Genomic DNA, 24,248 nt, shown 5'->3' on the forward strand with positions numbered 1-24,248 from the left:
GGCCGTGGCTGCGCCACAGGGCGGCGGTCGTCCAGGCCTCGGCGGCACCCCGACCGGAGGACGCTGGACACCGACGGGGGCCTGAGGCGTGTCCGAGGGCCCGTCCTTCAACCGGTCGTCGGCCGGGCGGGCCGCGCGACAACGACGAAGCCGACGGAGATCCACCCTGTGTCTCCGCCGGCCTCGTCACGCGGTCAGGCCACTTCCATGTCGGGCTTCGTCCTCCTCGACGCCAAGGAGGGCGCACCTGGACGGCGTCTCGTCCCGGTCAGGGTGGGACGGCAGGCGGCGGGCGTGCGCTGATGCCCGGGCTCCTCACGTCGACGAGCGTGAGGAGCCCGGCCGTCTTGGGGGGCGGTGCCGATCCCGGATTCAGGGTCCACACAGTGGGACGTGCTCACTCGTGAGGAGTCGACGCCGACTGTTCGGTCTGCCGGAAGCCACTCCCGGCTTCGCGGGTGGCGGCCCAGGAGGCGAGCAGACGCAGGCCCTCGTCGGAGGCGGAGCCGGGTTCGGCGGAGTAGACGGTGAGGGTGAGGCCGGGTTCGGCGGCCAGCTCCAGGCCTTCGTACGCGAGGGTGAGGTCGCCGACCGCGTGATGGTGGAAGCGTTTGGTGCCGGTGCCGTGATGACGGACGTCGTGGGCGCCCCAGCGGGTCCGGAACTCGTCGCTACGGGTGGAGAGCTCACCGACCAGGTCGTGGAGGTCCTTGTCGTGGGGGTCGCGGCCGGCCTCGGTGCGCAGGATGGCGACGGCGATGTCGGCGGCCTGGTCCCAGTCGGGGTAGAAGCGGCGGGAGGCGGGGTCGAGGAAGTTGAACCGGGCCAGGTTGTTCCGGTTGCCGGGTGTGTCGTAGACCTCGGCGTAGAACGCGCGGGCCAGCTGGTTGGCGGCGAGCAGATCCATACGGCCGTTGCGGACGAACGCCGGCCCGGCGGTGACGGCGTCGAGCATCCACTGCAGGCTGGGGCGCGGCGTCCACGGGCGGCCGCCGGTGCGGCGGCGGGGGCGGGCGAGGACGTAGGAGCCGTCGGCGGCCTGGGCGAGGCGCAGCAGGTGGGCGCGTTCGGCGTCGTCGAGCTGCAGGGCGCGGGCGACGGCCTCCAGGACGGCGGGCGAGGCACCGGCGAGGCTGCCGCGTTCCAGTTTGGCGTAGTACTCGACGCTCAGGTCGGCGAGGGCGGCGACCTCGCTGCGCCGCAGGCCGGGCACCCGGCGGCGGGAGCCCGCGGGCATGCCCGCCCGTTCGGGGGTGATCTTCGCGCGCCGCGAGGTGAGGAACTCGCGGACCTCCTGGCTGTTGTCCACGCCTTCGACGGTACGGCGATCCGGGCGGCGCAGGGGTGTACTGCCGGTACGCCCCTCGACGGTGGCTCGCTGCGCTCGCCGGCACCGGGTTTCCTGGATCACGTGGCGCTCTCCGCCTCGGAGCCGACAGGACCGAGCGGACCGAGCGGAGTGTGCGCCCGACCCGTACTCGGCGGCGGCCGGCTCGCCCGGCCGCCGCGCCCCGGAACGCGAAGGAAGATCCCCATGCGCGGCGCAGTGATCCACGCCCCCGGTGACGTCCGCTTCGAGACGCTGGACGACCCGAAGATCCTCCACCCCACCGACGCGGTCATCCGCACGGCCGTCACCTGCGTGTGCGGCTCCGACCTGTGGCCCTACCGGGGCGCGGAGCCGATCGGCGATCCGCACCCGATGGGCCACGAGTACGTCGGCTTCGTGGAGGAGGTCGGCTCCGAGGTGACCGGTCTGCGGCCGGGCCAGTTCGTGGTCGGCTCGTTCGCGACCTCCGACAACACCTGCCCGAACTGCCGCAACGGCTTCCAGTCGAACTGCCTGCACCGGGAGTTCATGTCCACCTGCCAGGCCGAATACGTGCGCATCCCGAACGCCGCCGGGACCCTGGTCGCCCTGGACGAGGTCCCCGGCGAGGAGTTCTGGCCGGGCCTGCTGGCGAACTCGGACGTGATGGGCACCGGCTGGTGGGCCGCCGACGCCGCCCGCGTCCGACCCGGCTCGACCGCGGTGGTGGTCGGTGACGGCGCGGTCGGCCTGTGCGCGGTGATCGCCGCGAAGGAGCTCGGTGCGGAGCGGATCATCGCCATGTCCCGCCACGCCTCCCGGCAGAACCTCGCCCGGGCCTTCGGCGCCACCGACATCGTCACCGAACGCGGCGAGGACGGCATCGCCCGGATCAAGGAACTGACCGGCGGCATCGGCGCCGACAGCGTCCTGGAGTGCGTCGGCACCGCCCAGTCCATGCAGCAGGCGCTGCACTCCGCCCGCCCCGGCGGCAGTGTCGGCTTCGTCGGCGTCCCGCACGAGGTCGCCCTCGACGGGCAGGAACTGTTCTTCTCCCACGTCGGCCTGCGCGGCGGCCCCGCCCCGGTGCGCCGCTACCTGCCCGACCTGATCGAACGCGTCCTCACCGGCCGGATCGCCCCCGGCAAGGTCTTCGACCTCACCCTGCCCCTCGACCAGGTCGCCGAGGGCTACAGGGCGATGGACGAGCGCCGCGCGATCAAAACCCTCCTCACCCCCTGACAGCCCCCGCCCCCGTACAAGGAGCACACGTGCAGATCACCCGAAGCTCGATCGACACCGCCAAGGGCCCAGCGGACTGGTTCACCGGCGACGTCTACATCGATGCCGTCGCCGCCGCGCCCACGCCCTCCCGGGTCACCGCCAACCTGGTGCACTTCATGCCCGGCGCCCGCACCCACTGGCACCGCCACCCGCTGGGCCAGACCGTCTTCGTCACGGAGGGCATCGGCCTGTGCCAGCGCCGCGGCGGACCCGTCGAGGTCATCCGGCCCGGCGACCGCGTCCTGTTCGAAGCCGACGAGGAGCACTGGCACGGCGCGGCGTCGAACCGGCTCATGGTCCACCTCGCGATCAACGAGGGCGACGACGACCACGACGTCGTGCAGTGGCTGAGCCCCGTCACCGACGAGGAGTACACCGCGACTCCGGCCACCCACTGACACGGGCGTCATCGCGGTCACCGGTTACGGCGGCGACGTCGTCGACTTCACCGTCTCGGGACTGACCGCCGCGTTCCACCCTCGCGTCCCGATCGCCCCCGACCGCACGCCCCGCGCACCGCGGCCCCGGGAGCGGCCGTCCGGCAAACCACCGCTCCCTGTCCGCTTCCCCCGACCGACTCGTCGCCGGGTCGCGATCACCCGGGGAGACGACACGGTAGTGACCGGCCAGTACGATCATGGTCGCCATACGGAGCTTCGACAGCAGCGACTCCCCCAGAGCGGCCGGCACCGCGGACGGCCCGGACGGCGGACCGGCGGATACGGAAACCGGGTTCCGGCGCGGCGATGAGTTTTCCGGCCCCGGCAGGTCTATATCTCGACCGGGATCACCGACTCATCGGGAGTACAGACATGGGACTCATCCACATCGAGCTGTTCGCGACCCTCGACCTCGTCGCGCAGGCGCCCGGCGGACCCGACGAGGACCCGGCGGGGTTCCCGTTCGGCGGCTGGCAGGCGCCCCTGCTGAACGAGGCCACCGGCGCGCAGATCGTCGCCGCGTACGAGGGCACCGACGCCCTGCTGCTCGGCCGGCGCACGTACGACATCTTCGCCGCCTACTGGCCGCACCAGAAGGACGGCGAGATCGCCGAGCTCTTCAACCGCGTCCCGAAGTACGTGGCCTCCCGGGGCACGCCCGATCTCCCGTGGGCCGGGTCCACCCGGCTCGGCCCGGACCTGGCCGGCGCGGTGCGCGAGATCCGCGAGCGGCACGAGCACGTGAAGGTCGTCGGGAGCCTGGACCTGGTGCAGACCCTCCTGCGGGAGAAGCTCTTCGACCGTCTCGACCTCTGGGTGCACCCGATCACGCTCGGCGTCGGGAAGAAGGTGTTCGACGGCGGCGCGGTGCCCACGAACCTCACCCTCCTCGAACCGCCGGTCGCCGGTCCGGAGGGCACCGTCTACCTGCGCTACGGGCTCGCCGACGGCACGCCCGCGACGGGCGACATGAGCGCGCCCGACCGCGGTCTCGGCCGCGACGAGTCCCGGTGACCCGATGACCGTCGTCCATACCAACGGGACCGCCCTGGGCATCGAGTCGTTCGGCCGCGAGGACGCGCCACTCGTCCTGCTCGCGGGCGGAACGACGATGCTCTCCTGGCCCGACGCGCTGTGCGAACGCCTCGCCGCCGGCGGACGCCGCGTGGTGCGCTACGACCTGCGCGACAGCGGGGAGTCGACGACCGCGGATCCGCAGGCACCCGACTACACCCTGCGCGACCTCGCCGCCGACGCGGCGGCCCTCGCCGAGACGCTCGGCGGGGGCCCCGCCCACCTCGCGGGCATCGGCGTCAGCGGCATGGTCGCCCAGGTCGCCGTGCTCGACCACCCGGACAGCTTCTCGGCGCTCACGCTCGTCGGCACCCGCCCCGTCGCCCCCGGCCCGCCCGACGACGACCTCCCCGACCACGACCCCGCGACCATGAGCCGGCTGTTCGCACGCCCGATGCCCGACTGGACCGACCGCCGGGCCGTCGCCGAGTTCGCCGCCACCGGCGCCGAGATCCTCGGCGACGACCCCGCCGCCGCCCGCGCGACCGCCGCGCGCATCTGGGACCGCACCCCCGGCACCGCGCCCCCGGTCCAGACGGCCAACCAGCTGCGGATGACGTTCTCCAAGCTCGACTGCCGGCCCCGCTGGCGCGAGCGCCTGCCCGAGATCAGGATCCCCACCCTCGTCGTCCACGGCCGCCGCGACCCGTTCTTCCCCGTCGGCAACGGCGAGGCGATCGCGCGCGCGATCCCCCGGGCACGACTGCTCGTTCTCGAAGACGCCGCCACCGCGATGCCGGACGCGGCCCTCGGCGAGGTCAGCGAGGCGATGCTCGCGCTCGGACAGCGGACGGCCGGTGCTGCGCGGCTCCCGCCTCCGGACGGGTCCGCCCCGCGCGGCGGCCGTCCACGGTGAACGCCCCCACCCACCACCGGTCCACCGCGCACCCGCCAGCCTCGGCGGCCCCGGCGCCACCGGGGTCGGAGGCTGCCCGGGAACGCCTCGGACGGCCCCGGGCTCCTCGGACCCGGCTCGCCGGGCGCCGCACCCCCGGACGGCTCACTCGGCCGGCCGGGTGCGGGGGCGGGCGCGGAACGGGCCGTCGGCGGCGAAGGCGTGGGCGGCGAAGCGTTCGCCCATGCGGCGGTAGGCGGCGGCGGACGGGTGCAGCCCGTCGGGGAGGTCGTCCACGTCGGCCGGGCCGAGGAGGTCGCGTCCGTCGAGGTGGTGCAGGTGAGGGTCGTGGGCCTGCCGGGCCGCGACGATCCTCGCCAGCTCGTCACGGACCACCTGCAGCGACAACGCTCCCCGGGCCAGGTCGGCCGGGTCCCCGAGCGCGGTGATCCTTCCGTCCGGGCTCATCGTCGTCGGGCCGGGACGATCCTCCAGCGCGGGGCAGCTCACCGGGGAGATCACCAGCAGCGGGGTGTCGGGATGGCCGTCCCGGATGGTGTCCAGGAATCCGTGCACCGCCGGGCCGAAGGTCCGCAGGCGGAAGGTGGCCAGGCCCACGATGTTGACGCCGGTCTTGAGGCTGATCAGGTCGGCGGGAAGGTCGCGGATCGTTCGGGCGACGTAGGGGTCCAGCATGGCGTTGCCCGGCTCGCTGAGGTTGGTCACCTCCACGCCCCCGATGGACGCCGCGACCACGGGCCAGGTGCCGGTGGGACCGTCGGCTTCGAGGCAGTGGCTGATGGAACTGCCGTGGTGCACCCACCGGGGCCGGCCGTCGGGAAGGGGTGCCAGGACCTCGCCGTCGGCGCGGAGCGCCACCAGTTCCGTGGGGGTCTGCTGCGGCAGCCACAGCTCGACGTCCTTCATCCCGGCCGGCAGTCCGGCGAAGCGCGCCGTCGCCGGCTTCCCCGGTATCAGCCGCTGCTCGGCCTCGGGGCCCGCCATCCGCATGACGTTGCCCAACGGCGCTCGCTGCCGCCCGACCAGGACGCCGTCCACCGTCAGGTCCAGCATTCCGGTCGGCCGGGGCTCCGGGTCGCCGTCGAGCTGTCCCGTGGACGTGAGCACCTCGAACTCGAGCACCCGCGCCTCGGTGCGGAACACCAGCCGCACGCCCGAGGGCATCACCGTTCCCCCGTAGACCGACGGGTCCTGGTACTGCTCCTTGGTCCAGGCCGGCAGCCGGCGCGGCATCACCCCGGCCGGCGTCCGCTCCAGATCAAGCGCCCCCCGTACCTCGACCGGACCGCCCACCAGCGGATACTCCCGCATCGTCACTGTCACCGCTCCTCGACTCCGGCCCGTCCGGCCGGGCGGGTGCCCGGCCGGAGGCATCGGGCCCCACCACGAACCTAGTCACCGCGACGGTGATGTGGTGTCGGCCGGGTGCGGGTCGTGCCGGTCCGCCGGTCGGATCCCGAGGGGGTACGTACCTGAATCGGCGCCGAGGACGGGGCGGGGCTGCGACGGGGAATCAGCCCGGCGGCGTCCCGTGCCGCGCCGAGGGCGGGCGGGAGGCGCTCGCCGCGAAGGGCAGCCCGGAGTGGTCCGGCACCGGGAAGGCGTTCGGCGTGCCGGTGCTGTCCTGGGCCGTCCAAGGCGTGCCGTTCGACCGGCGCGGGTACTGCCGGACCGGAAACTCCGCGGAGAAGAAAGGACGTTAGCCTCGTCCGGATCCGGTTGCGGATCGTACCCGCCGGAATTGACCAGCCGGCCGCCTGGCGATTCGATCCGGGGGCGTCGAGGAATGCCGTGCGTTTCTCCGCCGCCGTAGCGGGCGGGATATTCGGTGGGTCAATCCGGATGTCGTAGTCGCGATGATTCCGGAGCATGGCCCGACCGCTCCCGGCCGGCCCGTGATAACCGGACGCGGGTTTCCCGGCGAATCGTGCGCCGCCGAGGTGGTCCACGGTGTCGGCCGGATCGAACGGACGCGGGGGCGAGGGGACGTCGCCGCCCCGGAACGCGACCCGGAACGCGACCCGGTCCGCGCCGACCTGCGGGAAGGACGTCCCGCCGGCCGCGATCTGCCCGCCTTCGGCGCAGGTGGCCGTCGACGGGACGACCGCGGTGCCGCCGAAGGCGCCATCCCCAGGGCCTTCGGACATCGCATCCCACCCCCGTGCTCGTAGCGCGTCCGAGCGGGAGTCGGCATCGCCCCCGGTCGGCCCGGAAATGACTATCCACAACATGATCGTCTGCCGTCAAATCATGATCGACGACCCCCGCCGATCTGCGGGGGTGCGGGTCGGGCGTCGGCGAGCAAAGCGTCTCCTTTCCCGGCCAACTGACATGCAGTCAGCATTTTATGTAATATCGGGGCAAAGTGGGCATCGGTCGGCCAATCTTTGCCGATTCGATATCCGGATCCGGGGATTCCCGGTCAGCCGCTCTGCGATCTTGGTGTGGCACGACTTCTTTGCCATCACTATTCGTGGAGAAAACTCTCTTGCCATCGAGGAAGCAGGCCCCGCCCGTTTTTGGGGGCGGGGCCTTCACTACGCGCCGGATGCGGCGGACAGCCGTTCTGGCGGCGCTCGCGCTACTGGTGGAGACGGGGGTCGCGCTCGATGCGCTGACCGCCGACTCCGCCTACGCCGCACCCGCGACCGACCCCAAGGCCACGGCCACCGCACCCGTCAACGAGGCCCCCGACGCGGCCTCCGCCCTGCTCGCCGCCCGGCTGAACGGCCACCGGGTCGAGGTGACCGGCGCCCGGACCGCCACCACCACGCTCTGGGCCGACCCCGCGGGGACGCTGACCCAGGACACCGCGACCGGACCGGTCCGGGTCAAGGTCGGCGACGCCTGGGTCCCGGTCGACACCACGCTGGTGGAGACCCCGGACGGCAAGGTCGCGCCGAAGGTCCACCCGGAGGGCCTGACCTTCACCGGTGGCGACCCCGGCGTGCGCACCGGTGACGCCGTCGCCCCGCCCGCCGGCGCGCCCGGGACCGGTATACCCGCCGCCGGCACCCCCGCCGCCGAAGCCCCCGCGCACGCGGCCGCGGCCGACGCCCGGGCCGGCCGCGACGAGGCCCGGCCGCAGCTGCCCACTGCGCCCGGCCCCGGCTCCGCCTTCGCCAAGCCCGCCGACTCGGCCCCCGCTGCCGCCGCGCCCAACCCCGCCGCCGAGAAGCCCGCCGAGCGCGAGCTGGTCAAGATCGGCGCCGGCGAGCAGCAGGTGCAGCTCGGCTGGCTCGGCCGCCTGCCCAAGCCCAGGCTCGACGGCAGCCGGGCCACCTACGTCGACGCCCGCCCCGGAGTGGACCTCGTCCTGGAGGCCACCCGGACCGGCTTCGAGCAGTACCTGATCGTCAAGGACCGCTCGGCCGTCTCCCAGGCCGGCACCGTCGTGCTGCCGATCGACACCAGCGGCCTGGACGTCGACCGCAAGGACGACGGCTCGATCGAGCTGACCGAGCGTCCGTCCGGCAAGGTGCAGGCGAAGATCCCCGCCCCCGTGATGTGGGACGCGGCGGTCGACCCGCAGTCGCTGGAGCACAACCGCCGCGCGCCCGTCGCGATGGAGCTGCGCGGTGCCGGCGCGGAGGCCGAGCTGGTCTTCACCCCGGACGCCGGCTTCCTCGGCGACCCGGCGACCAGCTACCCGGTGACGATCGACCCGGCGCTCACCGTCGGCGCCTCCTTCGACACCTTCGTCCAGCAGGGCTGGACCACCGACCAGTCGTCCGCCACCGAGCTGAAGCTCGGCAACAACGGCAGCGGCCAGGTCGCCCGCTCCTTCCTGCACTTCCCCGAGGGTCCGTACCACGGCAAGCACATCCTCTCGGCGAAGCTGAACCTGTACAACACCCACTCGTGGTCCTGCGAGCCCTGGTCCTGGGAGGTCTGGGACACCGGCCTCGCCTCCACCGGCTCCCGGTGGACCAACCAGCCCAACTGGAACAAGCAGTGGGCGGTCAGCAACGCCACCAAGGGCAACGAGAACGCCGGCTGCGGCGACGCCTGGGTCGCCCAGGACGTCACCTCGCTGGTCACCGCCTGGTCCGACAACGGCTACGCCAACAACGCCCTCGGCCTGCGCGCCTCCACCGAGACCAGCCCGTACTCGTGGAAGCGCTTCGACTCCTCCCAGGGCGGCCACCCGCCGTTCCTGTCGGTGACCTACAACACCGTCCCCGCGGCGCCGCCGGCGGTCGACGTGTTCCCGGCCCGCCAGGGCAACCCCCGCTTCACCTCCTCGGCCACCCCGACCTTCCAGGTCCTGGCCAGTGACCCGGACAGCGGCGGCAAGGTCGGCGCCGACTTCGACCTCTACCGCGCCGGCGTCCTCGTCAAGCGCGTGTACAAGGAGGTCCCGAACGGCAGCTACGCCCAGGTGAAGCCGGCCGACTTCGGCCTCGCCAAGCTCGACGAGGGCGTGCAGTACTCGATGGGCGCCCGGCTCTGGGACGGCACCGACAACTCGCCGTGGGCCCCGCAGGACGTGGTCGTCGTCGCCGACACCACCCGGCCGGGCGCGCCGTTCGTCACCTCCGCCGACTACCCCGCCGACGAGGTGTGGCACGGCGCCGCCGGCCAGACCGGACGGTTCACCCTCACCCCGCCGGCCGGCACCGACGACGTGGTCGGCTACGTCTACACCTTGGACGGCAAGGCACCGGTGACGGTCGACGCGACCGGTCCGACCACCGCGTCGATCACCCCGCCCACCGACGGCACGCACACCCTCAAGGTGCAGACCAAGGACCGGGCGGACAACCTCTCCGACCCGGCCGTCCACACCTTCCGGGTCGGCCGGGCCGGCGTCAGCTCCCCGGTCGACGGCTCCGAGACCGCCAAGCGCGTCAAGCTCGCGGTCGACGCCCAGACCCAGTACACCCGGGTCACCTGGCAGTACCGCCGCGGCCCCGGCGCCACCGAGTACGACATCCCTGCGGCCCACCTCACCAAGGCCGACAACACCCCGACCGCCGGCACCCGGCCGCGGCTCGCCGAACTCGGAGGTCACGCCAACTGGTCGGTGCTGGAGTCGCTGGGGCAGATCGGCGGCGTCGTACAGGTCCGCGCGCTGCTCTACACGGACCAGGACAGCGACCCGGCCTACCCGACGGCCTGGTCCACCTTCACCGCCGACGCCAACGCCGACGGCGCCACCGGCGTCGAGGTCGGCCCCGGCTCCGTCAACCTGCTCACCGGTGACTACTCGGTGGACGTCACCGACACCGACGAGTTCGGCATGACCACCACGCGTTCCTCCTCCTCCCGCGGCACGACCCGCGGCTGGCAGGAACAGGGCGAGCGGCTGACCGCCAACCAGCAGCAGGTCTCCACCGACACCACCGGCTTCCTGGCCACCCCGGGCACCGCCGTGCGGGCCACCGACCGGGGCCAGGGCGGCTCGACCGACTCGCTGAAGGTCCTGCCGGACGCCAACCGCAGCGGTGACACCTACGCGCTGCTCGGCGGCTCGGGCGGCCTCCAGCTGGGCATGAAGCCCGGCCACACCTACCGGGTCAAGGCCTGGGTGTACGTGCCCTCCTCGACCGGTCTGACCGCGGGCCTCGACGACCGCGGCATGCGGATCGTGGCCGTCCACGGCAAGGCCGGCGCGCTGACCACGACCGTCTCCCGCAAGGCGCCGTACACCGACGCCTGGGCCGAACTGACCACCGACGTCACGCTCGCCGCGGACGCCACCGAGGCGCAGATCCGGCTCTACAACGGGCACTCGGACAACGCCGACAAGCCGGTCTACTTCGACGGCATGTCGGTGCGCGAACTGGTCGCGCCGTTCGGCCCGCAGTGGGCCGGCGGGGCGCACGGCGAGTCCGCCGACTACGTGTCGCTGGCCTTCCCGAGCGCGGACGCCGCCGTCCTCAAGGGCGTCGACGACACCTCGCTCACCTTCGCGCGGGCGCAGGACGGCACGCTCTTCCCCGAGCCGGGCGCCGAGCACCTCGTCCTGAAGGCGACCGGCGACACCTACACGCTGTCCGAACTGGACGGGTCCGCCACGGTGTTCGCCCGCCAGGCCGGCTCGGACGTGTACAGCGTCCAGTCCTCCACCGGGCCGGACGCCGGGTCCACCGCCCGCTACGTCTACGACTCCACCGACCGGCGCTCGCTCGTCAAGCGGGTGATCGCCCCGGTCGAGCCCGGTGTCGACGACGCGAACGGCTGCACCGTCGACCCGCTGCCGCGCGGCTGCGAGGTCACCGACTACGACTACGCGTCCGCCACCACCGCGACGGCCGCGGCCCCGGGTGACTTCACCGACCGGATCCGGTCGGTGAAGGTCTGGTCCTGGAACCCGGTGACCGCCAAGCAGGAGGCGGTCGAGGTCGCGCACTACGTCTACGACGAGCGCGGCCGCCTGGCCCAGGTCTGGGACCCGCGCCTGGCCCAGCCGCTGAAGACCGCCTACGACTACGACGACGCGGGGCGGGTCACCCGGATCACCCCCGCGGGCGAGCTGCCGTGGAACCTCGACTACGGCAGGGCCGCCGCGGACCAGGACCCGGGACGCCTGCTGAAGGTCCGTCGCGCGGCCCTGGCCAGGGGCAGCAAGGACCAGGTCAGCGGTGAGACCGCGAGCAAGGTCGTCTACGACGTGCCGCTGACGCGCGCCACGGGCGGTCCGTACGACCTGGGCGGCCCGGACGTGGCCGCCTGGGCCCAGACCGACGCGCCGACCGACGCCACCGCCGTCTACGGCCCCGAGGACGACCCGGGCACCGGCACCGCCACGGCGGCCAGGCCCGGACCGGACGGCTACCGGCCGGCCGTCGTCCACTACCTGAACGCCTCCGGCAACGAGGTCAACACGGCGACGCCGTCGACCACCCCCGGCGGCGACATCGACACCACCGAGTACGACCGCTACGGTCACGCCGTCCGCACCCTGGAGGCCACCAACCGCGCCATCGCGCTCGGCACCCACCCGGACACCGAACGCCTCGCGGCCGAGCTGAACCTGCCCGCCGACTCCGCGTCCCGGGCCCGTCTGCTGGACTCCCGGACCCTCTACACGCCGGACGGCCTCGACGTCACCGAGACGCTCGGACCGGTCTACCGCGCCTCGCTCGCCGAGCAGGTCGACGGCCAGACCGCACCCGTCACCGTCACGGCCGAGGGCGAGAGCCTGGTCCAGCTGGGCGCCACCGACCCGGTGCGCGTCCAGACCCTGGCCACCTGCTGCGCCGGGGCCGGCTGGTCCGGCGGCGGCCAGGTGTTCCTCGCCGCCGACGCGGTCGGGGACAACGCCTCCTTCCGGGTCTCGGTCCCCGAGGAGGGCACGTACCAGCTCGGCGCGCTGCTGACCAAGGCGGCCGACTACGGCATCGTCCAGCTGTCGGTCGACGGCCAGAACGTCGGTGCCCCCTTCGACGGCTACAGCGCGGCGGTCACCACCACCCCGTTCGCCGCCGGTCCGACCGGCCGGCTCGCCCGCGGCGACCACGAGCTGCGGCTCACCGTCACCGGGAAGAACCCGGCGGCCGTCGCGCCCTCCTACCAGGCGGGTCTGGACCGGGTCACCCTGACCAAGACCACGCTCAACCCCACGCTCGCCGCCGGCACGCCGGTCGTGGCGCGGGACCACAACACCAACACCTACGACGAGGGCAAGCCCGACGGCAAGGCCTACCACCTGGTCACCACCAGCACCGACGGCGCCCGGATCGACGGCTACGCCGACGACGTCGAGCTGCGGGTCACCAGGACGGGCTACGACGCCCCGATCGGCGGCACCGCCGGCTGGACGCTGAAGGCGGCCACCTCGGTGACCACCGACGCGCTCGGCGCCAAGCTGACGGCGACCATCCGGTACGACGCCGCCGGCCGCGCCGTGGAGTCGCGCAAGCCGGGTTCGACGGGCGGCGACGCCGGGACGGTCAGGTCGGTGTTCTACACCGCCGGTGCCAACCCGGAGGACCCCGCCTGCGCCAACCGCCCCGAATGGGCGGGCAGCCCGTGCGCCACGCTGCCCGGCGGCGCGGTCACCGATGCCGACGGCACCCGGATGCCGACCACCCTGCCCGTCAAGCGGGTCACCCGGTACTCGCCGTTCGGCGAGCCCGAGGAGACCACCGAGACCAACGCGGGCAAGTCGCGCAGGACGGTCGTCGGTTACGACGGCGCCGACCGGATCACCTCGACCGAGATCACCTCGGACGAGGGCGTGGCGATGCCGAAGGTCACCACCGAGTACGACCCGGCCACGGGTGACGCGGTGCGGACCACGGCCGACGGCAAGTCGCTGACCCGGGTCATGGACCAGCTGGGCCGGCTGGTCTCCTACACGGACGCCGACGGCGGCACCACCACCACGGAGTTCGACGCCTTCGGCAAGCCGGTGAAGGTCGCCGACCCGACCGGGTCCACCACCTACACCTACGACCGCGCGAAGGAGCCGCGCGGCCTGGTCACCTCGGTCAACGACAGCACGGCCGGCGAGTTCACCGCCGCCTACGGTCCGGACGGCCAACTGGTCGAGCAGACCTATCCCGGCGGGATCGTCCGCAGGGACACCTTCAACGCGGTCGGCGAGGCCACCGGCCGCACCTACACCCGCACCTCCGACAACGCCGTGGTCTGGGCCCAGACCAGCGACGTCTCCACCCAGGGCCAGGTGGCCAGGGACACCAGCTCCACCGCCACCCGCACCTACCGCTACGACCGGCTCGGCCGACTGGTGAAGGCCCAGCAGTCGACCACCACGACCGGCTGCGTGACCCGGCAGTACGCCTTCGACGCCCACTCCAACCGGCTGTCGAAGACCACCCTGCCCTCGGCCCTCGACGGCACCTGCGGCACGACCGGGGCCACCGTCGAGAACCACGGCTACGACTCCGCCGACCGGCTCACCGACCCCGGCTTCGGGTACGACGCCTTCGGGCGGACGGTGCGCACCGCGACCGGCGCGACCAACACCTACTGGGCCAACGACAAGGTCGCCGCCCAGGAGAAGGGGGACACCAGGCAGCAGTGGGCCCAGGACGCCGCCCACCGCCTCACCGCGTTCACCACGGCCAAGAAGCAGACCGACGGCTCGTGGGCCAACGCCACGTCGAAGCTCAACCACTACGGCGACGACTCCGACGAGGTCCGCTGGGTCGTCGAGGACACCACCCAGGGCACCGTGACCCGCAACGTATCGGGCCCGGACACCGACCTGGTGGCCACCACGAGCCGGACCGGTGACGTCCAGCTCCAACTGACCGACCTGTTCGGCTCCGTCGTGCTGACGACCGACCCGGCGCTCACCAAGCCGGTCGTGCTGGACTTCGACGAGTTCGGCATCCCGCAGGACGGCCAGGCCGCCGCGCGGTACGGCTGGCTGGGCGGCAAGCAGCGCTCCGCCGAGGCCCAGGACGGCGACATCCTCATGGGTGCCCGCCTCTACAGCCCGGCGCTGGGCCGCTTCCTCCAGGTCGACCCGGAGCCCGGCGGCAACGCCGGCGCGTACGACTACTGCACCGGCGACCCGGTCAACTGCACGGACCTCGACGGCCACTGGGGCATGCCCAAGTGGCTGAAGAAGACCGTGCACGTGGTGGCCAAGGTCGCCGAGGTCGCGTCGTACATCCCGGGCCCGATCGGCTCCGCCGCGGCCGCCGTCTCCGCCGTCTCGTACGCGGCGACCGGCAACTGGCGCAAGGCCGCCGAGATGAGCATCACCGCGGCGGCCGGCCTGGTCGGCGGCAACACGGCGGTCCGGGCCGGCTTCGCGGCCGCCCGCTACTCGCGGGGCGCGGCGCGCGTACGGCGCGTCTCCTCCCGGGTCCGCTCGGTGTTCCGCCGGACCGGCTGCAACTCCTTCGACCCGGGCACCCCGGTGCTGATGGGCGACGGCGGGCAGCTGCCGATCGGTGAGGTCCAGGTCGGCGACCTGGTGCTCTCCACCGACCCGGCGACCGGTCAGACCCGGTCGGAGCCGGTGCTGTCGGTGATCTACGGGTACGGCACCAAGCACCTGGTCGACATCGAGACCGCGACGGCGGATCCGTCGACGGCGACGGCGAGCGCGACCGGGGACCCGGACACCGCGGCCGCGCTGCGGGTCACCGCCGAGCACCCGGTCTGGGTGAGCGGCAAGGGCTGGACCGACGCCGCGCAGGTGCGGGTCGGCGACTCCCTGGTGACGCCGGCCGGCACCCCGGTCCCGGTCACCCGGGTCACCGACCGGGGCGAGATCGCCGACCAGCTGGTCGTCAACCTCACCATCGGCGACCAGCACACCTACAGCGTGCGGGTCGGTGACGACTGGGTCGTCGCGCACAACAAGAACGCGTGCCACATCGACCTGCCGCACATCCTCGGCGGGCACGGCGCGAAGTCCCGCGTGGCGGGCAAGAGCCGGTTCCGCTCGCGCAACGTCCGCGAGGTCAAGTACCTGATCCACACCACGATCAAGAAGGGCAAGAGCCGGGCCAACACCGGTGGCCGCGACGGCCGGATCTACGAGCACGACTTCGGCCGGATCATCGGCCGGGACGGCAACGGCCGGCACACCACGCGGCTGCGCGTCGTCGTGAAGCAGCACAAGGGACGGAGGACGGCCAGGACGGCGCACCCGTACTGACCGGGGTCGCACCGACCGAACGGTCCCGACCGTGAGACCCGGATCGCCGGGGGCTGGAGCATCAGCCCCCGGCGATCCGCCGTCCCGCCCACCTGCGAGAATGTGAGCATCATGATCGAACTGTCCTTCTCCGCCGCCGACACCGGCGGCGCCGACCGCGGGCCCCGCGGCACCATGGACTTCGCCTCGGCGGACCTCTACGACCTCACCTGCGAGGCGTTCCGGGGCCCCTACACCTTCCGCGTCGAGGGCGCCGACTTCAGCGGCACCGGGCCGGTCCTGGACCTCGCACTCGGCCTGTTCACCGCGGCCGGGGAGCTGGCGGGAGCCGGGCGCGCCCGCTACTCGGCCGCCGGGGGCGCCGGTGAGTACCGCTTCGAACGCCGGGGCGGCAAGGAGACCGTCCGGATCCACCGGGAGCGGGACGGCAAGGGCAGCGCGGAGTACGCCGAGTTCGAGGCCGCCACCCGGGCCTTCCTCGGCGAGGTGGTGCGCGGCCTCTGCGAGCGCTTCCCCGACCTGCGCCGCAACCCCGAGATCCGCCGCCTCCGGGAGGCCGCCGCCGGCGGGTGACGGCGCCGGCCGCGGGCCTTCCGGCCCGTGGAACCCGCGACGATCGCCGGCAACCGCCACCGGGACGGCGGGTCCTCCCCGTGCGGCGCCACGATCAACGGCCTCCGGCCTCGGACTCGGTCGCCGGGTGAGCAGGCCGGCGGGGGCCGGACCCCCTCCAGGTCCAGGCCCCCCGCCGCCCGCCGCCTCGCCGGGGCGGTGGGCGGCCGGCGGCGGGTCAGACGGTTTCGAGGCGCCGGTCCAGGTGCCGTTCGAGGGCGGTGACGACCAGGCGGTGGTCCTCGGCCTGGGGGAGGCCGGAGACGGCCACCGTGCCGACCACCCCGACGCCCTCCACGTGGATCGGGAAGGCGCCGCCGTGGGCGGCGTAGGTGTCGGGGTCGAGCCGGGAGTCCTCCTCGAAGGTCCGGCCCTTGGCCGCGAAGCGCAGGCCGACCAGGTAGGAGGAGCAGCCGTAGCGGTCCACCGTGCGGGCCTTGCGCAGGATCCAGGCGTCGTTGTCGGCCGAACTGCCCGGCAGCGCGTAGTGGAAGAGCTGCTGGCCGTTGCGCCGGATGTCCACCACCACGGGCGCCTCCTCGGCGCGCGCCAGGCCGACCAGCAGGGTGCCGAGCAGCCAGGCGTCGTCGTTGTCGAAGTGCGGCAGGCGCAGACGGCGTTCCTCGTCCTCGACCCGCTGGATCAGGGCCGCGGCCTCGTCGGGGGTCATCGGGCGACCCTCTCGGTCAGGGTGACGGTGCGGCCCTCGGCGGCCGAGCGGCGGGCGGCCTCCAGGACGGTCAGCGCCGCGACGGCGTCGCGCGGGTCGACCGGCGCGGGCCCGCCCTCGCGCAGCGAGCGGACCACCCCGGCGTAGAAGGAGGGGTAGTCGCCGGGGAGCGAGGGGTACCCGGCGGCGCCGTCGGTGGTGCCGAGCAGGCCGTACCCCGACGCGGGCACCTCGCCCCAGCCCGGGCCCGGGCGCTGTCCGGCGCGCAGCGCGTCCTCCTGCGGGTCCATGCCGTCCACGGTGTACGCGGAGCGGTCGCCCAGGACGCGCAGGCGCGGTCCGAGCCGGCCGGCGAGCGCGCTCATCCACAGGTGGGAGCGGACCCCGCCGGCGTGGGTCAGCGCCACGAAGGCGTCGTCGTCCACGGCAGCGCCGGCGCGGCGGACGTCCACCTCGGCGTACACCTGGACGGCCGGGCCGAAGAGGGTGAGCGCCTGGTCGACCAGGTGGCTGCCCAGATCGTAGAGGATGCCGCCGGCGTCGACCGGGTCGGCGGACTCGCGCCAGCCCTCCTTCAGCTCCGGCCGCCAGCGCTCGAAGCGGGACTCGTAGCGGTGCACGGTGCCGAGCGCGCCGGTGTCGACCAGCTGCCGGACGGTGCGGAAGTCGGTGTCCCAGCGGCGGTTCTGGAAGACGGTGAGCAGCAGGCCGCAGGCCTCGGCGAGCTCGACCAGGCCGGCCGCCTCGGCCGCGGTGGCGGCGAGCGGCTTGTCCACCACGACGGGCAGCCCGGCCTCCAGGGCGGCCCGGGCGAGCGGCACGTGGCTGCGGTTGGGGGAGGCGACGACCAGCAGGTCGAGAGCGCAGGGAGCGGCCAGCAGCTGCTCGGCGCTGTCCACGACGCGGGCCTGCGGGTGGTCCTGGCGCAGCTGCTCGCGCCGCTCGGGCGCGGACGTGACCACGGCGTCCAGGCGGAGCCCGGGCGTGGCGGCGATCAGCGGGGCGTGGAAGGCCGCTCCGGCCAGGCCGTAGCCGACCAGTCCGACGCGGAGGGCGGGGTGCCCGGGACCGGGGGTGCTCTCGAAGGTCATGCGAACCAGTTAAACAACGGTGTTTCCTAAGTGCAAGCCCCACCGCCCGGCCCCAGGCAGAATGAGCCCATGACGACGCCGCCCCCCGGCCCGGCCGGCCACCACCGACCGGCCGGCACCAACCTGGCCGGACTGCGCGACCACAACGCCGCCCTCGTCCTCGGCCTGCTCCGGGCCGCCCCGCAGGGCGGCAGCCGCGTCGAACTCGCCGCCCGGACCGGCCTCACCCCGCAGGCCATCGGCAAGATCACCGCCCGGCTGCTCGTCGAAGGCATGATCGTCGAAGCCGGCCAGGCGGCCTCCACCGGCGGCAAGCCCCGCACCCTGCTCCGGCTGCGCGCCGAAGCCGCCTGCGCCGTCGGCGTCCACCTGGAACGCGACGAGCTCACCGTCCTGCTGGTCGACCTCGCGGGCCGCCACCACCACGTCCGCACCGAACCCGTCGAGCGGGGCCTCACCCCCGCCGACGCCGTCCGCCTCGTCACCGCGCGGATCCACCGGGCCGCCGCCGACCTGCCGCCGGGCGCCCGCCTGCTCGGGGCCGGCATCGGCTGCCGCGGACCGCTCGACCACGCCGCCGGCGTCCTGCACTGGTTCACCCCCCTCGACGCCCGGGACCCCCCGGGCTGGGACCGCTACCCGCTGCGCGACGAACTCGCCGCCCGGCTGGACGGCCTGCCCGTCGTCGTCGACAAGGACACCAACACCGCCGCCCTGGCCGAGGCCCCGACCACCCCGCGACCCGGTGGCGGTCTCGCCTACGTCCACCTCTCCGCCGGCCTCGGCGCGGGCCTGCTCCTCGACGGGACCCTGCACCGCGGCACCCGCACCAACGCCGGCGAGTTCGGCCACCAGACCGTCCAGCTCGACGGACCGCCCTGCGACTGCGGCAACCGCGGCTGCCTGGAGGTGCTCTGCCTCGCCGAGCTGCGCCGCGGCGACCACGCCGCCGCGGCCCGACTGCTCGGCGTCGGCGTCGCCAACCTCGTCCGACTGCTCGACATCGACCGGGTGGTGCTCGGCGGGCGGGCCGTCCTGTCCGCCCCCGACGTCTACCTCGCCGGCGTCACCGCACAGCTCGAGTCCCGGATCCCGGTCCCCGACTGGCAGCCCGTCCCGGTCTCCGTCAGCACCGCCGGCCGCCTCGCCGTCGCCGCCGGCGCCGCCGAACTCGTCCTCGGCCCACTCTTCGGCCGCCGGACCTGACGGCCTGGGCTGGCCGCAGTGGCTCATGGCGGCCGGCGGCGGCCACGACCTCCTGCGTCAGCCGTGGCCCCCCGCAGGGCGCCGTCGCCGTGTCCCGGCTCACCGCGGCCACGGCGGAAACCCCGGCCTCGGACTGATCGCCACCGGACCGGCACTCACCGCCCAGATCCGTGGCGTCGTCGCGGCCCCGAACGGCAACCGTCACCCGCCCGCGCGCGACGGCCCCCGCATCACCCCCGAAACTCTCACCTGGTCCGAGCGCCGCATCCGCGCCCGCGAAGGACTCGAAACCGGCAGCCCCGTCCCCCAGCACGCCCTCCACCTCGCCGCCCGCACCGCGTACCGGCTCATCACCGACCTCCTGACCGGCTGCCCTCATCTCCGCCGGGCGAGGCGGTGCCGACGTTCGACGGGTTCGGCGGTATCCGGGTGCCAGTGGTCCTCCGGCGCTCCGGGGCCCGGTCCCGGCGATCGCCGGGACCGGGCCCGAACCCACGCAGGGTCAGGCCCGGTCCTCCGACTCCGACTCCGCCTCGGCGACCCAGGCGGGCAGTGGCTCGCGGCAGGCCAGCCAGGCCTGCGGCACATCCGCCAGACCGGTGCGGGCGGCGACGACGCCGCCGGTGATGGCGCAGGTGGTGTCCACGTCGCCCAGGCCCTCCGCCGTGGTCCAGAGGGCGTCGGCCAGGCTGTCCAGGTGATGCGCGGCGGACCACAGGGCGAACGGGACGGTGTCGCTCGCCCGGACCCGCTGCCCGTTGCCGAGCAGGTCGGCGGCGCGCCAGGGCTCGGTGGCGGCGGGCAGCCCGGCGGCCCGGCGCAGCCCGTCGCGAACGGCGCCCGCCGGGGTGCGGTCCGCGACCTCGGCCAGCAGGTCCGCGCCGCCGGGCGCCGTCCCGGAGCGGCCACGCGCGGCGAGGGCCGCTCCCAGGGCCACGGCCACCGCGCCGGCCACGCCCTCCGGATGTGCGTGGGTGACCTCGGCGGACAGCGCCGCCTGCTCGGCCGCCTCGTCCAGGTCGGCGCAGAACCAGGCGCCCAGCGGAGCCACCCGCATCGCCGCGCCGTTGCCGAGGCTGCCCTGGCCGTCGAACAGCGCCCGTGCGGCGGTACGCCAACTCGCCGGGTCCGCGCCGAGTTCGGGCAGCAGCACGTGCATGCCGTACCCGTACCCGCGCCCCTGGTCCGCCCGGTAGGCGGCCGCGAAGGCCTCGGCGAGCCGCTCCTGGTGGACCGCGTCGAAGGCGGTCAGGATCCCGTAGACCGACAGCGCCATCGCGGTGTCGTCGGTCCAGTGCCAGGGCCCCTCCTCCGGGGTGCGCCGGGCCCGGATCTGTTCGAACGCCTCCTTGGGCGAGCGGAAGAGGGGGAACCAGCGCTCCCCGAATCCGTCCCCCAGGGCCAAACCTTCCAACGAGTCGCGAGCAGCGGAGATGGTCGTCATCCCGGCATCCTGACAGCCTCCTCGGTCCTGCCGCAGCCGGTTTCCGAGCGGCGGCACCAGCGGCCGGTGCCTGCCGGTTCCCAACCCGTCGCCGTCGCCGACGCGGTCCCGGCAGCACCGCGCCCTCGCCGCCCTGCCGCCTCGTGCCGACTTGACGACCCAGTGGCCGAGCGAAGCCCGGCCCGTCCACGAGCGCCCGGACAGCACCGGCCGCCCGGGCAGGGGTCTGCCTCAGGCCTCGCGCAGCCAGTGGTCGAGCACGGCGTAGTCGGCCTCGGTCAGACCCCGCCGGGGGTCGACGCGGTGGAGAAGGGCCCGACCGCCGTGGTGCGCCGACATCCAGGCCCGATCGATGTCCGTGATCTCGTCGTCGACCCAGGCGAAACGGCGGCCGGCCGCCCAGTCGAGCAGGGCGCGGGTCTTCCAGTGCAGGCCGTCCTGCTCGTCCTGCTCGTCCTGGTCGGTCGGCTCGGGCCAGGTCACCACCGGCAGTTCCGGCAGGCCGATCAGCGGTGCGACGTACTCGTTCGCCTCGGCCATCCAGGTCGTGGCCCACACCAGTTCGCACGGCAGCGCCGCCAAGCGGCGCCCATGCGCGGGATCGATCCTGGCCAGGAGCGGATTCGCGTCCGCCCCCCGCAGTCCGGTAGCCGTCCGAAACGTCGGATAACCGTCCGGAAGCTCCTGCGCGGTGGCCCCGAACGGGATCAGCGGTCCGTCGACATCCAGGAAGAGCAGCGGACGCTGTGCAGAACTGGTCATCGCTGCACGGTAGCCCTGTGGCGCAGCGACCCGGCGCAGGTGCTCGTCGAAGAAGCGGCGGGGGGTCGCCGCCCATACGGGCGAGCGTCACCAAGGCGGTGAGCGCCATGTCGCACGCCTCCTTGCGTACGTCGTCCCAGTCGTGCGAGAAGCTCTTGCGGGGGTTGGCACCGAGCGCGCCGAGCACGGCCTCGGCGACCTCCCCCGGCACCGGCTCGGCAGGCGGCGCCCCGACGGGCCGACTGTTCGAGGCCTTCGCGAAGGCCGATGGCCGGACCTTCGTCGAAGCACTCCTCAGCTGCGCGCCGCCCGGTCGGCCAGGGCGCGGATCTCGCCGGCGATGGTGCGCCAGACCGATTCGGGCAGTTCGTGGCCGACCTCCAGCAGCAGCAGCTTGCGAGCGTTCGGGATCCGGGACGCGATCGCCGTCGCGGCGGCGGGCTTGATCAGGGGGTCGTCCGCGCCGTGCAGGACCAGTGTCGGCCGCCGGATGCCGCTGATCGGCCCGCCGTGCCACTGGGCGCCGACCTGGCGGCTCTGCGCCTGCTGGTCGTGGACGCCCGCGTCGGCGGTGCGCTCGGCGGCTTCCCTCGCGGCGTGCTCGTCGAAGGGGCGGGCCCGCGAAGCGAGCAGCCGGGAGACCTCGACACTGGCGGCGATCGCGCCCTCCCGGGTAGCGGGGAACCTCAGCTTGGCGAACTTCGCGAGGGTGCCCATCCGGATGAACCGCATGGTCTTCAGGCCCGCGACATCGCCGGGAACCGCGGACATGGTCGTCACGGTCCGCACCCGGTCCGGGTGCCGCAGGGCCACGCGCTGGGCGATGGCGCCGCCGAGGGAGACGCCCAGCAGATGCGCGGATTCCCAGCCCAGCGCGTCCATGACGGCGATCGCGTCGTCCGCCATGTCCTCGGCCGTATAGGCCTCGCCGCGCTTGCGGAACAGCGCGGAGACGGGGTTCCTGGTGGCGGCGGGCGGCAGGTGGGTGGATTCGCCGCCGTCGCGCTGGTCGTAGCGGGCGACGGCGAAGCCCGCGTCGGCGAGCAGGTGGCACAGGCCGTCCGGGATCCAGAGCCGGTTGACGCCGAGACCGGTCATCAGCAGCAGCGGCTCCCCGCCGGTCCCCTCGGTGAGCCGGTCGTACGCGAGCTTGACCGGCCCGTTCCCGGCGAAGCGGACCGGGGTCCACGGGTGCGCAGTGGACTCGGACATGGCGACCTCCCAATAAAGTGCGATCGATGTTCGCAGTTTTAGTATAGGGGGCGCTCACAGGCAGCAGCACGACAACGGATGAGAGCAGGTGCACGAGTGGCCCAGGAGCCCGTCATCGTCTGGACCCGGCCGGAGCGCGGCACACGCGGGCCCGCCGCCGTGCACACCCGTGCGGAGTTGGCCGAGGTTGCCGTCCGACTGGCGGACCGCGGCGGCCTCGCGGCCGTGTCCATGCGCCAGGTCGGCGCGGAACTCGGCACCGGCCAGGCGTCGCTGTACCGCTACCTCGGCTCCCGCGACGACCTCCTCGACCTGATGACGGACGCGGTCGCGGGCGAGATCGGCCTGGACGTCCCGCTGACCGGTGACCCGATCGAGGACCTGGTCACCCTCGCGGTCCGGGCGAAGGACGCGCGGCTGCGGCACCCCTGGCTCGTCGACGTCCCCCCGGAGCCCCTCCGGATCGGCCCGAACGGGATGGACTTCCTGGAGTACGCGCTCCAGGCGCTCGCCCCCGCCGGGCTGCCCGGCCGGACCAGTATGGAGATCGTCGCCGTACTGAACGCCCTGACCGAGCAGTTCTCCCGCGCCGAGTTGCAGACCGACCGCGGACTCACAAGCCGCCAGGGGGCGCAGGCCGCGTACATCGGCGAGACGGCGGCCCGCGGCGGGCACCCGCACCTCGCAGCGGCCCTGGCTCAGCAGTCGGAAGCGGACCCGGCGGAGGACGGGCAACAGCGGTTCGAGCGCATCATGCGGCGGGTACTCACCGGCCTCATCACGCAGGGGGCCGACTCCTGAGCTTGTCCTACCTTCCGCGCGTTCAACGACCCAGCGGTAGACCCGAGGCCTGACCCATGGGGCACTCCGCGGCGGGCTCGGTCCGCTTGGGGACCCCGTCGGGCAGCCAGGAGCCCCTGAGGCCACGGCGTTCGAGCGCACGGGCCGCTTGCAGAGCCGTCGCCGCACCTGCCCCGCGCTTCCGAACGTTCGGCGACGCCACCGATCGGTCCCGGCGTAGGCTCTCCGATGATCACAGCAGTCACGAGAGGTGGACATGGGCCAGAAGATCATTCGGTTCTCGGACCTGACCGGCAAGCACGTCGAGAACGACGGCGACCTGGTGCGCGTCGTGGTGCGCCAGCACCCCGATCTGGAGGGCGGGCCGGTCGAGATCGAGGCGCTGGCGGAAGAGCTGGCCCCGGTGGAGGAGCTGGCGCTCGACCTGGTGACGATCGAGCTGCACTTCCCGGACGCCGAGGAGCCGGAGACGGTCGTCCTGGAGGCCGAAGCGTTCAACCGGCTTGCCTCGGCCGCTCCGATGGCCGACGTGCTGCGCGGCGCCAAGCGGGTGGCCCGGACCGTCCCGAGCCAGGCCGCGGTGCCGACGGGCGCCAGGGAGCGGGTCAACTACGCCAGCCTGGCGCACGCCGGTAGGCCGCACAAGGGCCGCACCACCGACGCCGAGAAGCAGCTCGTCCAGCAGCACCTGGACGAGGTCAACGCGCGGCTGGCCGCCGAGGGCACCCGGACGATCGACCTGGGCAACGCCGAGCACGTGGCACGGTACGGCCTGGAGGCGCTGGCCCACGAGCGCGGCACGACGCTCGGCTGACAGTGATGATGTTCGTGGTGATGTTGCTGGCGGGTCTGACCCTTCGGCTGACTGACGCTTCGGCTGTCTTGTTTGGGATTTGTCG

At 73.8% G+C, this 24,248-nt stretch carries 16 protein-coding genes; 9 read left to right on the forward strand and 7 right to left on the reverse strand.

All coding sequences use genetic code 11. The features are described 5' to 3' along the window. Positions 1-397 precede the first annotated feature (397 nt). Entirely contained in the window at positions 398-1,309 is a 912-nt protein-coding gene (locus tag ABZ495_RS29485) for a helix-turn-helix transcriptional regulator (protein WP_359809600.1), read from the reverse strand. Between the two features lie 225 nt (positions 1,310-1,534). On the opposite strand from ABZ495_RS29485, the gene ABZ495_RS29490 reads away from it, so the two are divergent. The 4 genes from ABZ495_RS29490 to ABZ495_RS29505 all read left to right on the forward strand — a co-directional run bounded on the left by ABZ495_RS29490 (position 1,535) and on the right by ABZ495_RS29505 (position 4,963). Further along, on the forward strand, positions 1,535-2,551 hold the full coding sequence (locus tag ABZ495_RS29490; protein ID WP_359809598.1) for a zinc-dependent alcohol dehydrogenase family protein: 1,017 nt from the start codon (positions 1,535-1,537) through the stop codon (positions 2,549-2,551). 29 nt (positions 2,552-2,580) lie between these two features. After that, entirely contained in the window at positions 2,581-2,991 is a 411-nt protein-coding gene (locus tag ABZ495_RS29495; RefSeq protein WP_359809597.1) for a cupin domain-containing protein, read from the forward strand. 414 nt (positions 2,992-3,405) lie between these two features. Next, entirely contained in the window at positions 3,406-4,047 is a 642-nt protein-coding gene (locus ABZ495_RS29500; protein WP_359809595.1) for a dihydrofolate reductase family protein, read from the forward strand. A 4-nt stretch (positions 4,048-4,051) separates the two neighbouring features. Then, positions 4,052-4,963 (forward strand): alpha/beta hydrolase, encoded by a 912-nt coding sequence (locus ABZ495_RS29505; protein WP_359838929.1) that lies wholly within the window; start codon positions 4,052-4,054, stop codon positions 4,961-4,963. 144 nt (positions 4,964-5,107) lie between these two features. Here ABZ495_RS29505 and ABZ495_RS29510 read toward each other — a convergent pair whose 3' ends face one another. Further along, entirely contained in the window at positions 5,108-6,274 is a 1,167-nt protein-coding gene (locus ABZ495_RS29510; RefSeq protein ID WP_359838946.1) for a GDSL-type esterase/lipase family protein, read from the reverse strand. A 1,237-nt stretch (positions 6,275-7,511) separates the two neighbouring features. Here ABZ495_RS29510 and ABZ495_RS29515 point away from each other — a divergent pair. Both ABZ495_RS29515 and ABZ495_RS29520 read left to right on the forward strand, forming a co-directional pair. Beyond that, a complete protein-coding gene (locus tag ABZ495_RS29515) occupies positions 7,512-15,551 on the forward strand; it encodes a DNRLRE domain-containing protein (protein WP_359838931.1) in 8,040 nt (2,679 codons plus the stop codon). A gap of 111 nt (positions 15,552-15,662) precedes the next feature. After that, positions 15,663-16,124, forward strand: a complete 462-nt coding sequence (locus ABZ495_RS29520) for a hypothetical protein (protein WP_359838932.1) — start codon at positions 15,663-15,665, stop codon at positions 16,122-16,124. 217 nt (positions 16,125-16,341) lie between these two features. On the opposite strand, the gene ABZ495_RS29525 is transcribed toward ABZ495_RS29520, so the two are convergent. Continuing rightward, a complete protein-coding gene (locus tag ABZ495_RS29525) occupies positions 16,342-16,833 on the reverse strand; it encodes a heme-degrading domain-containing protein (protein WP_359838934.1) in 492 nt (163 codons plus the stop codon). Further along, positions 16,830-17,924, reverse strand: a complete 1,095-nt coding sequence (locus ABZ495_RS29530) for a Gfo/Idh/MocA family oxidoreductase (RefSeq protein WP_359838936.1) — start codon at positions 17,922-17,924, stop codon at positions 16,830-16,832. The genes ABZ495_RS29525 and ABZ495_RS29530 overlap by 4 nt, the downstream gene beginning before the upstream one ends. Before the next feature lie 69 nt (positions 17,925-17,993). Between ABZ495_RS29530 and ABZ495_RS29535 the strand changes: the two genes are divergently transcribed. Continuing rightward, positions 17,994-19,130: an ROK family protein gene (locus ABZ495_RS29535; RefSeq protein ID WP_359838937.1), complete on the forward strand. Its 1,137-nt coding sequence runs from the start codon at positions 17,994-17,996 to the stop codon at positions 19,128-19,130. A 502-nt stretch (positions 19,131-19,632) separates the two neighbouring features. On the opposite strand, the gene ABZ495_RS29540 is transcribed toward ABZ495_RS29535, so the two are convergent. The 3 genes from ABZ495_RS29540 to ABZ495_RS29550 all read right to left on the reverse strand — a co-directional run bounded on the left by ABZ495_RS29540 (position 19,633) and on the right by ABZ495_RS29550 (position 22,548). After that, complete coding sequence (locus ABZ495_RS29540; RefSeq protein WP_359809582.1) at positions 19,633-20,574, reverse strand: ADP-ribosylglycohydrolase family protein; 942 nt, start codon at positions 20,572-20,574, stop codon at positions 19,633-19,635. 231 nt (positions 20,575-20,805) lie between these two features. Then, on the reverse strand, positions 20,806-21,336 hold the full coding sequence (locus tag ABZ495_RS29545; RefSeq protein ID WP_359838939.1) for an HAD domain-containing protein: 531 nt from the start codon (positions 21,334-21,336) through the stop codon (positions 20,806-20,808). Between the two features lie 294 nt (positions 21,337-21,630). Then, a complete protein-coding gene (locus ABZ495_RS29550; protein WP_359838941.1) occupies positions 21,631-22,548 on the reverse strand; it encodes an alpha/beta hydrolase in 918 nt (305 codons plus the stop codon). A 96-nt stretch (positions 22,549-22,644) separates the two neighbouring features. On the opposite strand from ABZ495_RS29550, the gene ABZ495_RS29555 reads away from it, so the two are divergent. Next, the gene (locus ABZ495_RS29555; protein WP_359838943.1) at positions 22,645-23,349 is read left to right on the forward strand and encodes a TetR/AcrR family transcriptional regulator; all 705 of its coding nucleotides are present in this window, start codon (positions 22,645-22,647) and stop codon (positions 23,347-23,349) included. A 256-nt stretch (positions 23,350-23,605) separates the two neighbouring features. Further along, the gene (locus tag ABZ495_RS29560) at positions 23,606-24,163 is read left to right on the forward strand and encodes a hypothetical protein (protein WP_359838945.1); all 558 of its coding nucleotides are present in this window, start codon (positions 23,606-23,608) and stop codon (positions 24,161-24,163) included. Positions 24,164-24,248: the final 85 nt, after the last annotated feature.

The organism is Kitasatospora sp. NPDC005748, from assembly GCF_040630735.1.
GTDB lineage: Bacteria > Actinomycetota > Actinomycetes > Streptomycetales > Streptomycetaceae > Kitasatospora.

Coding starts and splice junctions, on each gene's coding strand:
- ABZ495_RS29540 (WP_359809582.1), bottom strand. CDS start 20,574: ATGACGACCATCTCCGCTGCTCGCGACTCGTTGGAAGGTTTGGCCCTG.
- ABZ495_RS29560 (WP_359838945.1), top strand. CDS start 23,606: ATGGGCCAGAAGATCATTCGGTTCTCGGACCTGACCGGCAAGCACGTC.
- ABZ495_RS29530 (WP_359838936.1), bottom strand. CDS start 17,924: ATGACCTTCGAGAGCACCCCCGGTCCCGGGCACCCCGCCCTCCGCGTC.
- ABZ495_RS29515 (WP_359838931.1), top strand. CDS start 7,512: ATGCGGCGGACAGCCGTTCTGGCGGCGCTCGCGCTACTGGTGGAGACG.
- ABZ495_RS29525 (WP_359838934.1), bottom strand. CDS start 16,833: ATGACCCCCGACGAGGCCGCGGCCCTGATCCAGCGGGTCGAGGACGAG.
- ABZ495_RS29505 (WP_359838929.1), top strand. CDS start 4,052: ATGACCGTCGTCCATACCAACGGGACCGCCCTGGGCATCGAGTCGTTC.
- ABZ495_RS29545 (WP_359838939.1), bottom strand. CDS start 21,336: ATGACCAGTTCTGCACAGCGTCCGCTGCTCTTCCTGGATGTCGACGGA.
- ABZ495_RS29510 (WP_359838946.1), bottom strand. CDS start 6,274: ATGCGGGAGTATCCGCTGGTGGGCGGTCCGGTCGAGGTACGGGGGGCG.
- ABZ495_RS29500 (WP_359809595.1), top strand. CDS start 3,406: ATGGGACTCATCCACATCGAGCTGTTCGCGACCCTCGACCTCGTCGCG.
- ABZ495_RS29535 (WP_359838937.1), top strand. CDS start 17,994: ATGACGACGCCGCCCCCCGGCCCGGCCGGCCACCACCGACCGGCCGGC.
- ABZ495_RS29550 (WP_359838941.1), bottom strand. CDS start 22,548: ATGTCCGAGTCCACTGCGCACCCGTGGACCCCGGTCCGCTTCGCCGGG.
- ABZ495_RS29520 (WP_359838932.1), top strand. CDS start 15,663: ATGATCGAACTGTCCTTCTCCGCCGCCGACACCGGCGGCGCCGACCGC.
- ABZ495_RS29490 (WP_359809598.1), top strand. CDS start 1,535: ATGCGCGGCGCAGTGATCCACGCCCCCGGTGACGTCCGCTTCGAGACG.